Raw genomic sequence first — 19,777 nt, 5'->3', positions numbered from 1 at the left:
GCGTTGAGCGCGTCTCGCTCCAACCGTTCTCCGACGTGAAGGCAGAGATCGTTTACGCTTCGTGTTATAATCCCCCCATTGTGTCGCCAGAGCGGCCTGTTTCCACGTTGAGTATGAGACAATGTTTGAGAACTTAACTGATCGATTGTCGCGCACACTGCGCAATATCAGCGGCCGTGGCCGGCTGACCGAAGAAAATATTAAAGAGACGCTGCGTGAAGTTCGCATGGCGTTATTGGAAGCTGACGTTGCTCTGCCGGTTGTTCGTGACTTTATCAACCGGGTTAAAGAGCGCGCTGTCGGGCATGAGGTGAATAAAAGCCTCACGCCAGGGCAGGAGTTCGTCAAAATAGTTAAAAATGAACTTATTGCCGCGATGGGCGAGGTCAATAACGAACTGAACTTGGCCGCGCAACCGCCAGCAGTGGTGTTAATGGCTGGCCTGCAAGGTGCGGGTAAAACCACCAGTGTGGCCAAGCTGGGTAAGTTCCTTAAAGAAAAACATAAGAAAAAAGTGCTGGTAGTCTCTGCCGACGTTTATCGCCCTGCGGCGATCAAACAGCTAGAAACGCTGGCACAACAGGTTAGCATTGATTTCTTCCCGTCTGATGTGCAAGAAAAACCGATTGATATCGTTAATCGCGCTCTGCAACAGGCGAAGCTCAAGTTTTATGATGTTCTGATTGTCGATACCGCTGGTCGTCTACACGTCGATGAAGCGATGATGGATGAGATCAAACAGATTCATGGGGCGATCAATCCGGTCGAAACACTGTTTGTCGTCGATGCCATGACCGGTCAGGATGCCGCGAATACGGCAAAAGCCTTTAACGAAGCACTACCTCTCACGGGTGTGGTACTGACCAAAGTTGATGGTGATGCTCGTGGCGGTGCTGCGTTGTCTATCCGCCATATCACCGGTAAACCGATTAAATTCCTCGGTGTCGGTGAGAAAACCGAAGCGCTTGAGCCGTTCCACCCAGATCGCGTAGCCTCACGTATTCTGGGGATGGGCGACGTTCTCTCCCTGATTGAAGACATTGAGAGCAAAGTTGACCGCGCGCAGGCGGAAAAGCTGGCAACCAAGCTGAAAAAAGGCGACGGTTTCGATCTAAATGATTTCCTCGATCAGCTCAAGCAGATGCGTAACATGGGCGGCATGGCTAGCATGCTAAGCAAAATGCCGGGTGCTGGTCAGTTGCCAGAAAACGTGAAGTCGCAAATGGATGACAAAGTGACCGTGCGCATGGAGGCGATCATCAACTCGATGACGCTGAAAGAGCGTGCTAAACCAGAAATCATCAAAGGCTCACGTAAGCGCCGCATTGCTACCGGTTCTGGCGTGCAAGTGCAGGACGTTAACCGCTTACTTAAGCAGTTCGATGAAATGCAGCGCATGATGAAGAAAATGAAAAATGGCGGGTTGGCCAAGATGATGCGTGGCATGAAAGGCATGATGCCACCGGGTTTCCCAGGCCGCTAAACGTCATTTCACGCTGCGGGGGTCGCCAGTGTGAGATGAGTAAAGATTTCCCGCTGAAAACGGCGGTAAACGAAGGAAATTGCACTCATTCCAAAACTAGCGCACAGGAATCTACGCTTTAGATTGCTTTTTGCGCCAAAATGAGTAAAATTTTCGGGCTTTTTATATTGCAACTGGACCCCGTTCCCCGATGGGGTCCAGTTGTTTTATTAACTAAAGAGGATGTTATGGTAACAATTCGTTTGGCTCGTGGCGGCGCTAAAAAGCGTCCGTTTTATCAAGTAGTAGTGACCGACAGCCGTAATGCTCGTGACGGTCGTTTCATCGAACGTGTAGGCTTCTTTAACCCGATCGCATCTGGTCAGGCTGAAGCTCTGCGTTTAGACCTGGACCGTATCGAACATTGGATCGGCCTGGGTGCTACCGTTTCTGATCGCGTATCTGCGCTGATCAAAGACGCTAAGAAAGCAGCTTAATCTGTCGCGGTGGTGGTTATTATGAGCAAGCAACTCAATCCAGTCGTTCCCGACCAGCCGATTGTTCTCGGTAAAATGGGTTCGACTTACGGCATTCGCGGTTGGCTCAGAGTATTTTCATCCACCGAGAACGCCGAAAGCATTTTCGATTACCAGCCGTGGTTTATCCAGCAGGCCGGTAAGTGGCAGCATGTCGAGTTGGAAGACTGGAAGCGCCACAGTCAGGATCTGATCATCAAAGTTAAAGGTGTTGATGATCGGGATGCCGCTAATTTACTGACTAATTGCGAAATTATCGTAGATTCTAAGCAGCTACCCACACTGGAAGAGGATGATTACTACTGGAAAGACCTTATGGGCTGTCAGGTAGTAACAACCACGGGTTACGAACTGGGTAAAATCATCGATATGATGGAAACCGGCTCTAACGATGTGATGGTAGTGAAAGCAAACCTGAAAGATGCATTCGGTATGAAGGAGCGGTTGGTCCCGTTTCTTCATGGGCAGGTTATCAAGAGTGTCGATCTCACTGCTCAACGTGTTGAAGTAGATTGGGATCCTGGTTTTTGACCTCCGAATTAAACGGCAAAAGTGAGTGGAACAAAACAATGTGGATCGGTGTTATTAGCCTGTTTCCAGAGATGTTCCGCGCAATAACCGATTACGGGGTAACTGGCCGGGCAGTAAAAAATGGCCTGCTGAGCGTGCAGTGTTGGAGTCCTCGTGACTTTACCTACGATCGGCATCGTACCGTGGATGATCGCCCATACGGCGGTGGCCCGGGAATGTTGATGATGGTGCAACCGTTAAGGGAAGCCATTCATGCAGCAAAAGCAGCGGCAGGCGAGGGAGCAAAGGTGATCTATCTGTCACCTCAAGGGCGCAAACTGGACCAACAGGGTGTTTGCGAACTGGCTATGAACCCGAAAATGATTCTGGTTTGTGGTCGGTACGAAGGAGTTGATGAGCGCGTAATTAAAACCGAAATTGATGAAGAGTGGTCAATTGGTGATTACGTTCTCAGCGGTGGCGAGCTGCCGGCAATGACGTTGATCGACTCAGTATCCCGCTTTATCCCGGGAGTGCTGGGTCATCAGGCTTCAGCTGAGGAAGATTCTTTTGCTGATGGGTTGCTGGATTGCCCACACTACACTCGTCCTGAGGTGTTAGAAGGGATGGAGGTTCCGCCAGTATTACTGTCGGGTAACCATGCCGAGATTCGTCGCTGGCGCTTAAAGCAGTCGCTGGGCCGTACCTGGCTTAGAAGACCTGAACTTCTAGAAAGCCTAGCTCTGACTGACGAGCAAATGGTGTTGCTGGCTGAGTTCCAACGGGAACATAAGCCCTGAGCAACAGAACTATGAAGGAACATTGCACTACGTGTCAATGATCCTGATATATCAGTTTACCTAGGGTAAGAGACTTATTATGAGCAATATTATCAAGCAAATCGAACAAGAGCAGATGAAACAGGACGTACCTGCATTCCGTCCGGGTGATTCCGTGGAAGTTAAGGTATGGGTTGTTGAAGGTGCTAAAAAGCGTCTGCAGGCATTCGAGGGCGTGGTTATCGCTATTCGTAACCGCGGTCTGCATTCTGCGTTCACCGTTCGTAAAATTTCCAACGGCGAAGGTGTTGAGCGTGTATTCCAAACTCACTCCCCAGTAATCGACAGCATTACTGTGAAACGTCGTGGTGCCGTTCGTCAAGCGAAACTGTACTATCTGCGTGAGCGTACTGGTAAGTCTGCTCGTATTAAAGAGCGTCTTAACTAAGATACAGCTAGCGCTGCATCCAAAAGTTAATAGTTATGAAGGGGTTAGCCATGGGCTAGCCCCTTTTTTTGTGGCTACAAAATGGCGATAGAGATTTCAGCTAAGAAGGCCAGTGTTGGGGAGAAGAACGAGATCGAAGGGAAGTAGCGTGGCATCTCACCACGCTAAAGAGACTTATGAATAGTTACAGGCCATAAACCAGAGTGACTGACGTTGTCGTATCCGTGTTTTTTGGCGCACTGGCAGGTGGTTTGGTGTTATAGGTCACAACATAGGCTAAACGCAGCGCGAAGCTTTTATTGATGGCGACATTTAACGCAGTTTCTGAGTTCAGCGTAGTTTCCTCGTTCGCTAATGCAGAGACCCCTTCACTGAATACGGTATTATCCGTTAACTGATAAGTATAGTTTGCACCGCCATAAGCCAATGCTTTTGTCGCACGGCCACCGCCATAAAATTCATCATGGCGAACACCAGGACCAAACTCCACCCGCAAGTTATGCAACGGCGTGGTCATAATCTGGCGACCATAACCCGTGGTTAATACCGAGCGCGAATCAAAACCGTTGTAACGGTCATTCAACCAACTAGCTTGTCCAAACAGATAGTTACGATCAGTCAGATTATAACGAGTACGCCCGCCTAACTGATAACGTTCGGAGGAGCGTTGATCATTAGCACTGGTATTGCGTGCAGCACCCCACAAACTGTAAGCAGTATTGGGTTGGAACCAAGTTAACGTTGAGTTAGCGGTCAATGTTGAGTTGGTCGTATTACCTGACTGGGCGGTATAACCGGCCTCGACTGTACCATCGAAGCTCTTTTTGGCTGTGGCTGGATCGTCTAAGGCAGTAAAAACAGTGGCATCAGCAAGAACTGAAAGGCTGACTAGGGATAAAGCGAGTGTGCTGATTTGAAACGGCAACGCCCTGGTATGACGCAAAGAAAACATAATAGGTCCATGGTGAAAAAAATGATGATTGTGATGCGGCTCGCATTGTAGCAGTTGTGATCTAACTTATTCAGAAGATATTTCGGATTGAATAATTAATTATAATAAGAGGGTTTTAGCGAAGAGTTCATTCTTAAAAGCTAATAAAAAAGAGGCTTTTGTCGGCAGATTAAAATGTTGGCGCGTCATAAATAGAGAGACCAGAAATATAATCTGGTCTCCCTGCAAGTCATCCATGACAGCTTCATCTTGCGATTACATAAAAGTCGTCACCAACAGGTAACCGGTGATACAAGAGCAGATGACACCGATAAGCCCCGGAATGATAAAGCTATGGTTAATAATGAATTTACCAATCTTAGTTGTACCGGAACGGTCAAAACCGATACAAGCCAGGTCACTTGGATAGGTTGGCAGAACAAAATAACCATAAGCTGCCGGGAAGAATGCAATCAGCATTTTCGGATCAACACCGAGCTGTAAGCCCATTGGTGCGATGGCCGCCAATGCAGCTGCCTGACTGTTAACTAATTTAGAGACCAAGAATAGAACAATGGCATATGTCCATGGCTGACTTTTCACGACATCTTCCAATACCAATTTCAAATCGCCCATATGGGCTTGGAAGAAGGTATCACTCATCCAGGCAACGCCGAATACTGAGAAGATAGCGACCATGCCGGCTTTGAATACGGCGCCGTTAGAGATATCACTAGGTTTAACTTTACAGCCAATAAGAATAACTGCACCGGCAATTAGCATCATCATCTGAATAACCAGATTCATCGACAGCGATTGCATCTTACCTTTAACCTCAAAAGCAGGGCGCAGGTCAGCAAAGGCACCGAGTAATACCACGATGATAATAGCGGCGAAGAATATCCAGGTAGACCAGTAAGCTTGTTTCGGAAAAACTTGATTTAATAATGTATCTGTTGAGCCATAGATAAAGGAGCGTTGCTCTGGATCTTTGATTTTTTCTTGGAAATCAGGATCTTTATCCAGATCTTTACCGCGGCGCAGGCTCCATAATGCTGCCATCAGCACCCCAACTAAAGAGGCTGGGACTGAAACAGCCAGAATTTCCAATATGCTATACGCATGACCAATACCGTGATTGGCACCAATAATTGATACCAAGGAAACTACAGCTACTGAAACTGGAGATGCAGTAATCGCCATTTGTGACGCGACAGATGCCACTGCCATTGGTCGTTCGGGGCGAATTCCTTTTTTAATCGCGATATCTGAAATAATAGGGAACATGGTATAAACAACATGCCCAGTACCACATAAAAAGGTTAATGACCAGGTTGTGAATGGAGCCAGTAGCGTAATATGCTGAGGGTGTCGACGTAATAATCGCTCAGCAAATTGCATCATGACATTTAATCCACCGGCAGTTTGTAATACAGACGCACAGCCAATTACGGCTAATATTGTCAGCATAACATCAACGGGTGGTTTACCGGGTTCGAGGCCAAAGATAAAGGTCAAAATAAATAAGCCAATACCACTTATTAACCCCAGCCCCATCCCTCCGTAGCGTGTACCGGCTAATAGGCATAGAATTATAATTATAAATTGTAGTGTTATCATAATATTACCTTGCTTCCAACATGAATAAAATTCGGTTATGTATTCGCTGGTTTTAAGCAATGAGCATGGCTCTTACTTGATTTTCTCTATCAAAGCACAGATCGCATTGATTAAAACTTGGCTAATATCAAGGGAGCATTGTTTAGTTATGTAATTAAATAAATCTGAGATCTGTCTCTATTTTTATATCAGCTCAGACTTTTCTAATTAATTAAAGTGGTATTGGAAGTGGGAAATAGAATATAGGGATTGATTGTAAAAAAATTGTATTGATATTGTTTTTCAATTGATGAATTAATCCCCAGAAAACGTCTATTGATTTGGCTATTTCTGTTTTAGCTATTTGGGGGAGAAGCTGATTCAGCTAATTCCCAATTTCTCTTTTAGAGATTTCAAGTAACGGCGACTCACAGGGATATGCTTACCGCTGCGGGTAATAACTTCAGCTGAACCATTATCCATAAGCTGAATTTCCCCTAACTGTTCGGTATTCACCATATATTGTCGATGGCAGCGGATAAACGGAGTTTTTTCTTCCAATGTTTTGAGTGATAACTGGGTATAGCCAGACTGTATTGTCCCGACGACATGCACCCCGCTAAGCTCGGAACTGAGATATTCTACTTCTTCGATTTTCAGTAAAAAAATGCGGTTGTGGCCGGAGCAGGGGATATGCCGCAGCATGGACTCGGTGATTTTATGTAAATTATTATTTACACTGGTGCCGCGTCTTAAGCGAATCAGCGTTTTTGCTAGCCGTTGATGGTCGAGCGGTTTTAGCAGATAGTCAAAGGCGTGCTCTTCAAAAGCACGGATGGCGTATTCATCGTAAGCCGTGACGAAAACGATATGTGGCATACTTTCTGGGTTTAGCATTGAGGCCAGTTCCAGCCCATTAATTCTAGGCATCTGGATGTCGAGAAACAGCACATCAGGTTGCAGGCGCTGGATAGCGGGGATGGCTTCCAATGCGTTACTGCATTCGGCGACGATCTCAATATCTTGTTCTTCACTCAATCTTTCGCGTAAATCTTCGCGCGCGGGTTGTTCATCGTCGACGATGATGACTCTTAACATACAGCCTCCACAAATTTCCCGCATCTTATCATGACCTCAAAGGGAGGTTAGGACCATCTGTAGAAACTGCGACTCACCGCAAAACTCCAACTGAAATGTGCCTGTAAAGTTAGTGGTAATTATTTATTTACACATATGGATTGAAAACTTTACACGGCATGGTATTGTGAAGCCCTCAAACGATAAACACGCTTAAACGACATCCGCTAAATAGAGACAGGTAAAGAATATGATCATGCAAAAAGATGCGCTCAATAATGTCCATATCAGTGCTGAACAAATACTGATAACCCCGGAAGAACTGAAAAATCAGTTTCCTTTGAGCGACAATGATCAGTATGCGATTGCCAGCGCACGCAAAACCATTGCTGATATTGTTCAGGGGCGAGACCCTCGCTTATTAGTCGTGTGTGGCCCATGTTCGATCCACGATGTGGATGCTGCTCTGGATTATGCGCGTAATTTGAAAAAACTCTCTGCCGAACTAAGTGATAGCCTGTATATCGTTATGCGCGTCTATTTTGAAAAACCGAGAACCACAGTCGGCTGGAAGGGGCTTATCAATGATCCGGCAATGGATGGGTCATTCGATGTGGAAACTGGGTTACATATTGCTCGTCGATTACTACTCGATTTAGTCGGCATGGGGCTGCCACTGGCAACTGAAGCATTGGATCCTAACAGCCCACAATACTTGGGTGACCTATTCAGCTGGTCAGCTATTGGTGCTCGCACCACAGAATCACAAACTCACCGTGAAATGGCTTCAGGTTTGTCCATGCCGGTCGGGTTCAAAAATGGAACCGATGGCAGCTTAGGTACGGCAATCAATGCAATGCGTGCTGCGGCCATGCCACATCGCTTTATGGGGATTAACCAATCGGGTCAGGTTTGCTTACTGCAAACTCAGGGTAATCCGCACGGCCATGTGATTTTACGTGGCGGTAAAACCCCTAACTACAGCGCCCAAGATGTCGCTCAGTGTGAAAAACAGATGCAGGATGCGGGACTCATTCCATCCTTAATGATAGATTGCAGCCATGGTAATTCGAATAAAGACTACCGCCGCCAGGTTGCCGTCGCTGAATCTGTGGTTGAACAGATCAAGGCTGGCAATCGCTCTATCACGGGTGTAATGCTGGAAAGTAACATCCACGAAGGTAATCAATCATCTGAGCAACCGCGTGCCGATATGCGCTACGGTGTTTCAGTGACCGATGCCTGCATTAACTGGGAAAGCACTGAGACCCTGTTACGTAGCATGCATGAGGAGTTACGTTCAGCGCTGGCGGCCCGGACTGTAGAGGAAAAGTAAGTATGGTGGCTGAACTGACCGCGTTGCGCGATCAAATTGATGAAGTCGATAAAGCACTGTTGGATTTGCTGGCTAAACGCCTGCATTTGGTGGCCGAAGTAGGTGAAGTTAAAAGTCGTTATGGCTTGCCTATTTATGTTCCAGATCGTGAAGCTTTGATGCTGGCCTCACGTCGACAAGAAGCCGAGGCTTTAGGTGTACCGCCGGATTTGATTGAAGACGTACTGCGTCGGATAATGCGAGAGTCTTATACCAGCGAAAATGACAAAGGTTTCAAAACCTTGTGTCCGAACTTGCGCCCTGTGGTCATCATTGGCGGGCAGGGGCAGATGGGGCGCTTATTTACGCGGATGCTGAATCTGTCGGGTTATCAGGTGAAAACGCTGGAACAAGATGAGTGGCCGCAGGCTGAATCTATTCTGGCGGATGCTGGGATGGTAATTGTCAGTGTGCCAATCCATATCACGGAAGAGGTTATTGGTCGGTTGCCTAAATTGCCGTCAGATTGCATTTTGTTGGATCTGGCGTCAGTGAAGAGTAGGCCACTGCAAGCGATGTTGGCCGTTCATGATGGGCCGGTTGTTGGCCTGCATCCCATGTTTGGCCCTGATGTCGGTAGTCTGGCGAAGCAAGTTGTAGTCTACTGCGATGGCCGTGATCCACAAGCCTACCAGTGGTTGCTGGAGCAGTTGCAAGTTTGGGGCGCGAGATTACACCGGACAAGTGCCGTCGAGCATGACCAGAACATGGCATTTATTCAGGCATTGCGTCACTTTGCGACCTTCGCATATGGCTTGCATCTGGCTGAGGAAAATGTGCAATTGGAGCAATTGCTGGCGCTCTCTTCGCCGATTTACCGCCTGGAGCTGGCGATGGTAGGGCGGCTGTTCGCGCAGGACCCGCAGCTTTACGCCGATATTATTATGTCATCAGAAGATAATTTGGCGCTGATTAAGCGTTACTACAAACGTTTCGGCGAGGCGATTACACTGCTGGAGCAGAGTGATAAAAAAGCCTTTGTCCAAAGCTTCCAGAAAGTTGAGCATTGGTTTGGTGATTATGCGGAGCGCTTCTTGGTCGAGAGCCGTTCACTACTGCGTCAGGCCAACGATAACCGCCAGTAATCTGAGTCAGCCATTCGTCTGGCGTGATTAAAAAGTCATCCCAAGCATTGGGATGACTTTTTTGCATTTTAGCTTGGGTTAACTGGCACCACATTTTCGCTAGGGTAGCAGCCTAATACTTTTAATGAGCGGGTAATGGGCGTCAGATTTGCCAATGCCTTTTGCATCGCTTCAGCACGTAAATTCGCCTGCACATCAATATAAAACATCTCCTCCCACGGATTACCATTAATGGGTCGGGATTCGAGCTTCGTCATGATGATACCTTGATCTCTCAGCACTAAGAGTGCTTCAACCAATGCCCCAGACTGCTGGCCTGTAGCCATAATTAAGGTGGTTTTGGCGGGGATCTGTTCAGAGACCTCAATGGCTTTGCGGGCAAGGACGATGAAGCGGGTAATGTTTTGCTGCTGATTGGCCAGATTATGTTCCAGCACCTGTAAATTATACAGTGCACCACCGGCCTCACTGCCTAATGCAGCAGCTGTCGGTGAGTTCATTTGCGCGACTTTTTCCATTGCCGCAGCGGTACTTTCGCAATACTCGATTTTCCAGTGGGGGAAGCGATTAATGAATTGGCTACATTGCTGGAAAGGCTGTGGGTGGCTGTACACCGTTTCAATTCGATTCAGGTCAGTCTCGGTTGCTACCAAGACGCAATGGTCAATCGGATTGGTGATTTCGCCGACAATAGACAAACTGGTGTGTTGCAGCAAATCATACACATCATTAATCGAACCGGAACTGGTATTCTCTATTGGTAACACGGCGTAATCAGCTTGCCCAGTTTCTACCTGAGTAAAGATATCCTGGAATTTCTGGCAACCACACTCAATCAACTGCTCAAAATGACGGGCGGCATATTGGCGAGCGGCAAGGTGTGAATAGGAACCTTTTGGGCCGAGGAAGGCGATGCGGGCAGAGTGTAGCGTGGTTTGATTAAGCTGATGCTGTAACAGCGCCTGCTGCGTCAGTACAGAGTCTTCGATAATCAGTTGGAACAGACGTGTGACATAGAATCCATCAAGGTCATACGGTTTAGCCGCTGCAACTAGCGCTTCCAGCAAGTCACGTTCACGTTCTTTATCGCGAATCGGACGATGATGAAGTTGCTTTGCCTTAGCAACATCCACCGCTAATTCACGCCGCTCTGCCAGTAATGCCAGTAGTTTTAAGTCTAGTGCGCTGATGCGCTCACGTAGCACCAGTAACGGATTATCGCTCATAGGGATCTGCCTTAATTATCATTCTGAATGATTACACCCTAAATAATTCGAGTTGCAGGAGGATGGTCAACGCACATGCAACTTGAAGTATGACGGGTATTTATGCATAAAAAAAACCTCCCGCTGGGGAGGCTTTATTGTTCGTCTTCGCATTCTTTATCACACGACGAAACGCCTCCCAATCAGGGGAAGGTAAAAAAGAATGCGAAGAAAAACACTTTATTGATCATCGTTACTGTGGCCTTTTTTTTTTGTACGGATAAAGTTACGGGTAAAAGTCACTCACCCCTAAACTAACCACGCGCCTGAATTGCTGTCAATAAAAAACGCGCCCGAAAGCGCGTTAGATCCGAAATGAGATGGATTTACCCGGCTATTGCTGCTGCTCGGACTCTTCTTCCTCTACATCTACTGGCTCCAGATTGGTCTCTTTAACACTGCTTGCTGCGCGACGAGCTTCACCTTTGTGTTGAACTTTATTTAATTGACGCTCTAGTTTGGTGATTAGTTCGTTAATTGCAGCATACATATCGTCATGTTTGGCACTGGCAACCAAGGGGCCCATCGGCGTACTGATAGTTGCATCGGCAACAAATCCCTGCGGATCTTTGGACAGTACAATATGTGGGTTTATCAACTGGGCCTGCCATTTATCCAGTTTGGTGAGACGGTCTTCAACATGCTTGCGAATTGCTGGGGTGATATCCATTTGCTTACTGGTAATGTTGACTGTCATATGACTTACCTCTCTGTCTGCTCCGTCTTGGATAACTTCAGCATACCTCGGTTTTTCGTAAAATGGATGATCAAGATCACTTTTTTTTGTCACTTTTTGCAAAGGTCATGGGAACTGTGATTTAACCTCAGGAATAGGGGATGAGGGCTTGAATCATTGATTGTAATGCCGCATTATCGATAAGTTATATTGTCTACGCATAGTTAAAAACAGCGTTATTTTTCTATCTTAAATACAATGTCAGTGCAATAGTCTGAAGCCACCAAACTCCTGAGTTTGTGCTCATAAAAGGCAGAATTGAAAACGGCAGCCTAGGCTGCCGTTTGGTATTTTAGTGGTTCAGATAATATCAGGCTGGATTCGCCGCAATTATCTTGGCAACTTTGTCTGCTTGAGCATTCAGTTGCAGCTGTTTGTAAGCATTTTCCATCAATGGCAACGCATCGCGGGTTGCTTTAGTATCAGGATAATCTCTCAACATCTGTTCAACACGGTTAACTACCGCGACGTAGGCGCCTCGTTTAGTGTAATATTGCGCCACGGCCAGTTCATGCTTGGCCAGACGATCTTTCAGGAACATCAGGCGCTTTTGCGCATCCGTTGCATATTGGCTGTTCGGATAGCTTTGAATCAACTGGCTAAAATCGCGGAATGCGGCCTTAGCATGTTGCGGATCGCGATCTGAACGATCAATCCCGAAGAAGCCTTGCAATGCGCTGTCATCCAGAGCCATGTCAGTCAAACCACGCATATATAATACGTAATCGATGTTAGGATGTGTGGGATTAAGGCGCATAAAGCGATCAATTGAGGCTTGTGCCAACGGCAGATCAGCTGATTTATAATAGGCATAAATCAAATCAAGCTGAACCTGTTGGGAGTAAGGCCCGAAAGGATAGCGGTTATCTAACGCTTCTAGTTGCGTAATTGCTCCCTTAAAGTTACCGTCCTGCAGTTTTTGCTGAGCGGTAGCATAGAGCTCAGAAGGCGGGTTATCGGGAACCACGTCCTTGTTACTGGAGCAACCGGTCAGCACCAGGCTCAACGTGGCGGCAGCCACCAGATATTTCATACGCGTCATGACGTTTTGATTATCCTCGAAGTGTTATTCCGGGAGACTGTCCGTTAAGCTCCCGACAAAGATCTAGATACAATAGCACATTATATTAAACGGCATCGCCGTCAAAACCCAACGTTAACGAACAAGAAGCTGCATATGGCACAACAAGTACAACTCAGCGCAACGGTGGCCGAATCACAACTCGGTCAACGGTTAGATCAGGCTTTGGCCGAATTGTTCCCTGATTATTCAAGATCTCGCATAAAAGAGTGGATTTTGGAAGACAGGGTCACAGTCGACGGTAAAACAATTAACAAGCCTAAAGAAAAAGTGTTGGGTGGTGAGCTCGTCACAATTGACGCGCAAATTGAGGAAGATGCTCGCTGGGCGCCTCAAGAAATCCCACTGGATATCGTCTACGAAGATAGCGATATTTTGGTTATTAATAAACCCCGCGGTTTGGTGGTACATCCCGGCGCAGGTAATCCAGATGGTACTGTCCTGAATGCGTTGCTCTATTATTATCCAGAAATCGTTGATGTGCCTCGAGCAGGTATCGTACATCGTCTGGATAAAGATACCACTGGCTTGATGGTGGTCGCGAAAACGGTTCCGGCACAAACTCGTTTGGTCGAAGCACTGCAAGCGCGTGAAATCACACGTGAATATGAAGCCGTCGCTATCGGCAATATGACTGCGGGTGGCCGTGTAGACGAACCGATTTCTCGTCACTCCACTAAACGTACCCATATGGCCGTGCACCCAATGGGCAAACCGGCAACCACTCACTACCGCATTATGGAGCATTTCCGTGCCCATACTCGTCTGCGCCTGCGTTTAGAGACGGGTCGTACGCATCAGATCCGTGTGCATATGTCGCATATTAACCATCCGCTGGTGGGTGATCAGCTTTATGGTGGCCGCCCGCGTCCGCCAAGAGGGGCTTCTGACTCCTTTATCACGATTTTACGCGGTTTTGATCGCCAGGCACTGCATGCAACCATGCTGCGTTTGTATCACCCCATCAGTGGCATTCAAATGGAATGGCATGCAGCATTACCAGAAGATATGGTTGAGCTCATTAATGCGCTGAAGGCCGATACTCTGGAATTCAAAGACCAGATGGATTGGTAATGAGCAAGCTGATACTCCCCGACTGGCCGATACCTGCTGGTGTCAAGGCATGCAGCACGACTCGTCATGGCGGTATCAGCGTCTCGCCTTATGATTCATTAAACCTTGGCACTCATGTGGGCGATATCACTGCCAGTGTAGTCGCCAATCGCCAACGTTTGGTGGAACAGGCGGGCTTACCGCAAATACCTATCTGGCTAGATCAGGTACACGGTACTCGTGTCTTGCATCTGGAGGGCAAGGCAATCTCTGATGTGCGGGCCGATGCGGTCTATAGCCGTGTCGCCGGGCAAGTTTGTGCAGTGATGACTGCCGATTGCCTACCCGTGCTGTTTTGCTCATTAGCAGGTGATGAAGTTGCCGCCGCCCATGCGGGTTGGCGTGGCCTATGTGCTGGCGTCCTTGAACAGACTCTGGCGCAGTTCAAGGCGGCCCCCTCCTCTATTATGGCCTGGTTAGGCCCGGCGATTGGCCCACAACAGTTTGAAGTGGGAGAAGATGTCAAACAGGCGTTTAGCGCCCTTGATGTTCAATCCACGACTGCCTTTACCCCCTCCGGCTCCAAATATCTTGCGGATATCTATTTATTGGCTCGCTTGCGGCTACAGGCTGCGGGTATTCATGCTATTTATGGCGGCGATCGCTGTACTGTGAGTGAAAAACAGCAATTTTTCTCTTATCGGCGCGATGGGATCACCGGACGTATGGCAAGTTTAGTCTGGCTGATATAACCTATTGAATTAGGACGATCCGCTGACGCATAACGTATTACTTTAAATATAGTGTCAAAATAACCTTGAAAATTTGAGGGATGACCTCATCTAATCTCCAGTAGCAATTTTGACCAATATTGGAGGTGTTATGCGTCTGGATCGTCTTACCAGTAAATTCCAGCTTGCCCTCGCCGATGCCCAGTCTTTAGCACTTGGGCGCGACAATCAATTCATTGAACCAATACATTTGATGAGCGCACTGCTCAATCAGGATGGGGGAACGGTTCGCCCATTGTTGACCTCGGCGGGTATTAATGTCGCCACTTTGCGTAGCGAGATTGAGCAAGCGTTAGGTCGTCTTCCACAAGTTGAGGGCACCGGCGGTGATGTTCAACCATCAAATGAGCTGGTCCGGGTACTCAATCTTTGTGACAAATTAGCGCAAAAGCGCTCAGATAAATTTATCTCTTCAGAGCTGTTCGTTCTGGCAGCGCTTGAGGATCGCGGCACCTTAACTGACATGTTAAAGGCCGCGGGTGCAACAACTGACAATATAGATAAGGCAATTGAAAATATGCGTGGTGGTGACAAAGTCGATGACCAAGGGGCTGAAGACCAGCGCCAGGCATTGAAAAAATTCACTATCGACCTGACTGAGCGCGCGGAGCAAGGCAAGCTCGACCCGGTCATTGGCCGTGATGAAGAGATTCGCCGTACTATTCAGGTGTTACAGCGCCGTACCAAAAATAATCCGGTGCTAATTGGTGAGCCTGGTGTCGGTAAAACGGCCATTGTGGAAGGTTTGGCGCAACGTATCGTGAATGGCGAAGTGCCTGAAGGCTTGAAACATAAACGTGTGCTCTCATTAGATATGGGCGCACTGATTGCGGGTGCTAAATATCGTGGTGAGTTTGAAGAGCGCTTGAAAGGCGTATTGAACGATTTATCAAAACAAGAAGGCAGTGTGATCTTGTTCATTGATGAATTGCATACCATGGTCGGTGCCGGTAAAGGCGACGGGGCAATGGATGCCGGTAATATGCTGAAACCTGCATTAGCGCGTGGTGAATTGCATTGCGTGGGTGCAACAACACTTGATGAGTATCGTCAGTATATAGAGAAGGATGCGGCGCTGGAGCGGCGCTTCCAGAAAGTTTACGTTGCAGAGCCGAGCGTAGAAGACACCATTGCCATTTTGCGTGGGTTGAAAGAGCGCTACGAGCTGCATCACCATGTGCAGATAACTGATCCGGCCATTGTTGCAGCGGCAACACTGTCGCACCGCTATATTGCGGATCGTCAATTACCGGATAAGGCCATCGACCTTATCGATGAAGCGGGTTCCAGCATTCGTATGCAGATGGATTCAAAACCAGAATCTTTGGACAGATTGGAACGCCGGATTATCCAGTTGAAGTTGGAGCAACAGGCGCTGAAGAAAGAGTCTGATGATGCCAGTAAAAAACGGCTGGAGATGCTCAATACCGAATTAGAGCAGAAAGAGCGTGAATACTCTGAGCTGGAAGAGGAGTGGAAAGCTGAAAAAGCCTCGCTCACCGGGACTCAGAATATTAAAACTGAGCTGGAACAAGCCAAGATCACCTTAGAGCAGGCGCGTCGTGTGGGTGACTTAGCGCGAATGTCAGAACTCCAGTACGGTAAAATTCCTGAGCTGGAAAAACAGCTGGCAGCGGCAACTGCGCTGGAAGGGAAAACCATGAAGCTGCTGCGTAACCGCGTCACTGAGGTAGAGATTGCGGATGTGCTGGCTCGCTGGACTGGTATCCCGGTAGCTCGCATGTTGGAAAGTGAGCGAGATAAGCTGCTGCGCATGGAACAAGATCTCCATAAGCGGGTAATAGGGCAGGATGAAGCGGTTGAAGCAGTATCCAATGCTATCCGCCGTAGTCGCGCTGGGTTGTCAGATCCAAACCGCCCAATTGGCTCCTTCTTATTCTTAGGGCCAACCGGGGTGGGTAAAACCGAACTGTGTAAAGCGCTGGCAACCTTCTTGTTCGACAGCGACGATGCCATGGTGCGTATTGATATGTCCGAGTTTATGGAAAAACACTCCGTATCTCGGTTGGTGGGTGCGCCTCCGGGCTACGTTGGCTATGAAGAAGGTGGCTACCTGACGGAAGCTGTACGCCGTCGCCCTTATTCTGTGATTCTGCTGGATGAGGTGGAAAAAGCGCATCCGGATGTCTTCAACATACTCTTGCAGGTGTTGGATGATGGGCGCTTGACTGACGGGCAGGGTAGAACGGTCGATTTCCGTAACACTGTCGTCATTATGACCTCTAACCTGGGTTCAGATCTGATTCAGGAGCGTTTCGGTGAAAGAAGTTATGCCGAAATGAAAAATATGGTGATGGAAGTTGTTAGCCATCACTTCCGCCCTGAATTCATTAACCGTATAGATGAGGTTGTGGTCTTCCATCCATTGGGTCGGGCGCACTTGGCTTCAATTGCCAGCATCCAACTGGAGCGGTTGTACAAACGTCTGGAAGAGCGTGGCTACCAAGTCACAATTACTCAGCCTGCGTTGGAGTTCTTGGGCGAAGCTGGTTTTGACCCTGTCTATGGTGCACGTCCATTGAAACGTGCTATCCAGCAGGAGATCGAGAACCCACTGTCACAACAGATACTTTCCGGCAAATTAATACCGGGAGTACCTGTGACTCTGGATGTAGAAAATGGGCATATCGTTGCCAAACAGTAATAGCTAATCCTTTGAGGGGGCGAGAAATCGCCCCCTTTTGTTTCCTTTTTCACCGTATTTGGTATTTTTGCCGCATTAATGAGCGGTTGAAAAGTTTTTTCAAATTAGGGGTTGCAGCCTGTCAGGAACTCCCTATAATGCGCCTCCACTGACCGGGAACAACGAAACAAACTTCGCCGGGTCAGGAAGAGAAAAGAACGCGTTTGAGTTCGAAAGAAATCAAATAACACCTTGACTCTTCAGCGGGAAAGCGTATTATCTTCCTCCCGCGTTACCGTAAGATTCGCTGAAAGGCCAACGGGTAACGAACGCTCTTTAACAATTTATCAGACAATCTGTGTGGGCACTCGCAAGACGATATCGAAGCCTGTTTTGGCAGACAGAAGCAATATCAAAGTCTTGAAGAGTGACCAAAGCAGTACACATTTGAACTTCGGTTCGAATGCATATTTGCAGAAAGTAATCTTTGAGCATCGCTACTTCGGTAGCAAATCAAACAAATCTTAAATTGAAGAGTTTGATCATGGCTCAGATTGAACGCTGGCGGCAGGCCTAACACATGCAAGTCGAGCGGCAGCGGGAAGTAGTTTACTACTTCGCCGGCGAGCGGCGGACGGGTGAGTAATGTCTGGGGATCTGCCTGATGGAGGGGGATAACTACTGGAAACGGTAGCTAATACCGCATGACCTCGTAAGAGCAAAGTGGGGGACCTTCGGGCCTCACGCCATCGGATGAACCCAGATGGGATTAGCTAGTAGGTGGGGTAATGGCTCACCTAGGCGACGATCCCTAGCTGGTCTGAGAGGATGACCAGCCACACTGGAACTGAGACACGGTCCAGACTCCTACGGGAGGCAGCAGTGGGGAATATTGCACAATGGGCGCAAGCCTGATGCAGCCATGCCGCGTGTGTGAAGAAGGCCTTCGGGTTGTAAAGCACTTTCAGCGAGGAGGAAGGCAGTCGTGTTAATAGCACGATTGATTGACGTTACTCGCAGAAGAAGCACCGGCTAACTCCGTGCCAGCAGCCGCGGTAATACGGAGGGTGCAAGCGTTAATCGGAATTACTGGGCGTAAAGCGCACGCAGGCGGTTTGTTAAGTCAGATGTGAAATCCCCGCGCTTAACGTGGGAACTGCATTTGAAACTGGCAAGCTAGAGTCTTGTAGAGGGGGGTAGAATTCCAGGTGTAGCGGTGAAATGCGTAGAGATCTGGAGGAATACCGGTGGCGAAGGCGGCCCCCTGGACAAAGACTGACGCTCAGGTGCGAAAGCGTGGGGAGCAAACAGGATTAGATACCCTGGTAGTCCACGCTGTAAACGATGTCGACTTGGAGGTTGTGCCCTTGAGGCGTGGCTTCCGGAGCTAACGCGTTAAGTCGACCGCCTGGGGAGTACGGCCGCAAGGTTAAAACTCAAATGAATTGACGGGGGCCCGCACAAGCGGTGGAGCATGTGGTTTAATTCGATGCAACGCGAAGAACCTTACCTACTCTTGACATCCACAGAACTTAGCAGAGATGCTTCGGTGCCTTCGGGAACTGTGAGACAGGTGCTGCATGGCTGTCGTCAGCTCGTGTTGTGAAATGTTGGGTTAAGTCCCGCAACGAGCGCAACCCTTATCCTTTGTTGCCAGCACGTAATGGTGGGAACTCAAGGGAGACTGCCGGTGACAAACCGGAGGAAGGTGGGGATGACGTCAAGTCATCATGGCCCTTACGAGTAGGGCTACACACGTGCTACAATGGCAGATACAAAGTGAAGCGAACTCGCGAGAGCAAGCGGACCACATAAAGTCTGTCGTAGTCCGGATTGGAGTCTGCAACTCGACTCCATGAAGTCGGAATCGCTAGTAATCGTAGATCAGAATGCTACGGTGAATACGTTCCCGGGCCTTGTACACACCGCCCGTCACACCATGGGAGTGGGTTGCAAAAGAAGTAGGTAGCTTAACCTTCGGGAGGGCGCTTACCACTTTGTGATTCATGACTGGGGTGAAGTCGTAACAAGGTAACCGTAGGGGAACCTGCGGTTGGATCACCTCCTTACCTCACGATACGCATTGCGCAGTGCCCACACAGATTGTCTGATAGAAAGTAACGAGCAAATAAGGCCGGGCTGAGAGATTAGCCGGGCTTTAGTACCTTGTTGGGTCTGTAGCTCAGGTGGTTAGAGCGCACCCCTGATAAGGGTGAGGTCGGTGGTTCAAGTCCACTCAGACCCACCAACTCACCATTCCCTGTTGAGTTGCAGCAATAAGGTGATTTGCTTTTTATATGGGGCTATAGCTCAGCTGGGAGAGCGCCTGCCTTGCACGCAGGAGGTCAGCGGTTCGATCCCGCTTAGCTCCACCATATAAAAAACTATTTCAAAACGTACTGCGG

16 protein-coding genes, 2 tRNA genes, 1 rRNA gene and 1 other annotated feature are annotated in these 19,777 nt (G+C 48.3%); of the genes, 13 read left to right on the top strand and 6 right to left on the bottom strand.

Annotated elements, in window-relative coordinates:
* Positions 1-121 precede the first annotated feature (121 nt).
* The 5 genes from ffh to rplS all read left to right on the top strand — a co-directional run bounded on the left by ffh (position 122) and on the right by rplS (position 3,735).
* Positions 122-1,483: a signal recognition particle protein gene (gene ffh, locus FFE93_RS16720; protein WP_005278428.1), complete on the top strand. Its 1,362-nt coding sequence runs from the start codon at positions 122-124 to the stop codon at positions 1,481-1,483.
* A 227-nt stretch (positions 1,484-1,710) separates the two neighbouring features.
* Positions 1,711-1,959, top strand: coding sequence for a 30S ribosomal protein S16 (gene rpsP, locus FFE93_RS16715; protein WP_004877236.1), 249 nt, complete (start codon positions 1,711-1,713; stop codon positions 1,957-1,959).
* A gap of 21 nt (positions 1,960-1,980) precedes the next feature.
* Positions 1,981-2,529: a ribosome maturation factor RimM gene (gene rimM, locus FFE93_RS16710; protein ID WP_032898732.1), complete on the top strand. Its 549-nt coding sequence runs from the start codon at positions 1,981-1,983 to the stop codon at positions 2,527-2,529.
* 38 nt (positions 2,530-2,567) lie between these two features.
* Positions 2,568-3,308, top strand: a complete 741-nt coding sequence (trmD, locus tag FFE93_RS16705) for a tRNA (guanosine(37)-N1)-methyltransferase TrmD (RefSeq protein WP_005278423.1) — start codon at positions 2,568-2,570, stop codon at positions 3,306-3,308.
* 79 nt (positions 3,309-3,387) lie between these two features.
* Entirely contained in the window at positions 3,388-3,735 is a 348-nt protein-coding gene (rplS, locus tag FFE93_RS16700) for a 50S ribosomal protein L19 (RefSeq protein WP_005278421.1), read from the top strand.
* Between the two features lie 184 nt (positions 3,736-3,919).
* Here rplS and FFE93_RS16695 read toward each other — a convergent pair whose 3' ends face one another.
* The 3 genes from FFE93_RS16695 to btsR all read right to left on the bottom strand — a co-directional run bounded on the left by FFE93_RS16695 (position 3,920) and on the right by btsR (position 7,363).
* Positions 3,920-4,687, bottom strand: a complete 768-nt coding sequence (locus FFE93_RS16695; RefSeq protein WP_005278419.1) for a YdiY family protein — start codon at positions 4,685-4,687, stop codon at positions 3,920-3,922.
* A gap of 255 nt (positions 4,688-4,942) precedes the next feature.
* Positions 4,943-6,286 (bottom strand): anaerobic C4-dicarboxylate transporter, encoded by a 1,344-nt coding sequence (locus tag FFE93_RS16690; RefSeq protein ID WP_032898730.1) that lies wholly within the window; start codon positions 6,284-6,286, stop codon positions 4,943-4,945.
* 360 nt (positions 6,287-6,646) lie between these two features.
* Entirely contained in the window at positions 6,647-7,363 is a 717-nt protein-coding gene (gene btsR / locus FFE93_RS16685; protein WP_005278415.1) for a two-component system response regulator BtsR, read from the bottom strand.
* Between the two features lie 235 nt (positions 7,364-7,598).
* Here btsR and FFE93_RS16680 point away from each other — a divergent pair, with 235 nt between their 5' ends.
* Both FFE93_RS16680 and tyrA read left to right on the top strand, forming a co-directional pair.
* Entirely contained in the window at positions 7,599-8,678 is a 1,080-nt protein-coding gene (locus tag FFE93_RS16680; protein WP_032898737.1) for a 3-deoxy-7-phosphoheptulonate synthase, read from the top strand.
* 2 nt (positions 8,679-8,680) lie between these two features.
* Positions 8,681-9,802 carry a bifunctional chorismate mutase/prephenate dehydrogenase gene (gene tyrA, locus FFE93_RS16675; protein WP_005278399.1) on the top strand — a complete coding sequence of 374 codons (1,122 nt, stop codon included), beginning with the start codon at positions 8,681-8,683 and terminating at the stop codon, positions 9,800-9,802.
* Between the two features lie 68 nt (positions 9,803-9,870).
* On the opposite strand, the gene pheA is transcribed toward tyrA, so the two are convergent.
* The 3 genes from pheA to bamD all read right to left on the bottom strand — a co-directional run bounded on the left by pheA (position 9,871) and on the right by bamD (position 12,845).
* Entirely contained in the window at positions 9,871-11,028 is a 1,158-nt protein-coding gene (gene pheA / locus FFE93_RS16670) for a bifunctional chorismate mutase/prephenate dehydratase (RefSeq protein WP_005278396.1), read from the bottom strand.
* Between the two features lie 106 nt (positions 11,029-11,134).
* Positions 11,135-11,259 (bottom strand) — a sequence feature (Phe leader region).
* Positions 11,260-11,401: 142 nt separating this feature from the next.
* The gene (gene raiA, locus FFE93_RS16665) at positions 11,402-11,764 is read right to left on the bottom strand and encodes a ribosome-associated translation inhibitor RaiA (protein ID WP_005278381.1); all 363 of its coding nucleotides are present in this window, start codon (positions 11,762-11,764) and stop codon (positions 11,402-11,404) included.
* 349 nt (positions 11,765-12,113) lie between these two features.
* On the bottom strand, positions 12,114-12,845 hold the full coding sequence (gene bamD / locus FFE93_RS16660; RefSeq protein ID WP_032815376.1) for an outer membrane protein assembly factor BamD: 732 nt from the start codon (positions 12,843-12,845) through the stop codon (positions 12,114-12,116).
* A 135-nt stretch (positions 12,846-12,980) separates the two neighbouring features.
* Here bamD and rluD point away from each other — a divergent pair, with 135 nt between their 5' ends.
* The 6 genes from rluD (at position 12,981) to FFE93_RS16620 (ending at position 19,747) form a co-directional block, all read left to right on the top strand.
* On the top strand, positions 12,981-13,958 hold the full coding sequence (gene rluD, locus FFE93_RS16650) for a 23S rRNA pseudouridine(1911/1915/1917) synthase RluD (protein ID WP_005278378.1): 978 nt from the start codon (positions 12,981-12,983) through the stop codon (positions 13,956-13,958).
* Complete coding sequence (gene yfiH / locus FFE93_RS16645) at positions 13,958-14,689, top strand: purine nucleoside phosphorylase YfiH (protein ID WP_032898729.1); 732 nt, start codon at positions 13,958-13,960, stop codon at positions 14,687-14,689. Before rluD ends, yfiH begins: the two co-directional genes overlap by 1 nt.
* Before the next feature lie 130 nt (positions 14,690-14,819).
* The gene (clpB, locus tag FFE93_RS16640) at positions 14,820-17,393 is read left to right on the top strand and encodes an ATP-dependent chaperone ClpB (RefSeq protein WP_005278374.1); all 2,574 of its coding nucleotides are present in this window, start codon (positions 14,820-14,822) and stop codon (positions 17,391-17,393) included.
* 505 nt (positions 17,394-17,898) lie between these two features.
* Positions 17,899-19,441: ribosomal RNA gene (locus tag FFE93_RS16630) — 16S ribosomal RNA — on the top strand.
* A gap of 102 nt (positions 19,442-19,543) precedes the next feature.
* Positions 19,544-19,620 (top strand) — tRNA-Ile (locus FFE93_RS16625).
* A 51-nt stretch (positions 19,621-19,671) separates the two neighbouring features.
* A tRNA-Ala gene (locus tag FFE93_RS16620) sits at positions 19,672-19,747 on the top strand.
* Positions 19,748-19,777 lie beyond the last annotated feature (30 nt).

Source organism: Yersinia sp. KBS0713 (genome assembly GCF_005937895.2).
Taxonomy (GTDB): Bacteria; Pseudomonadota; Gammaproteobacteria; order Enterobacterales; family Enterobacteriaceae; genus Yersinia; species Yersinia bercovieri.
This window is presented reverse-complemented; position numbering and strand designations above follow the sequence as displayed.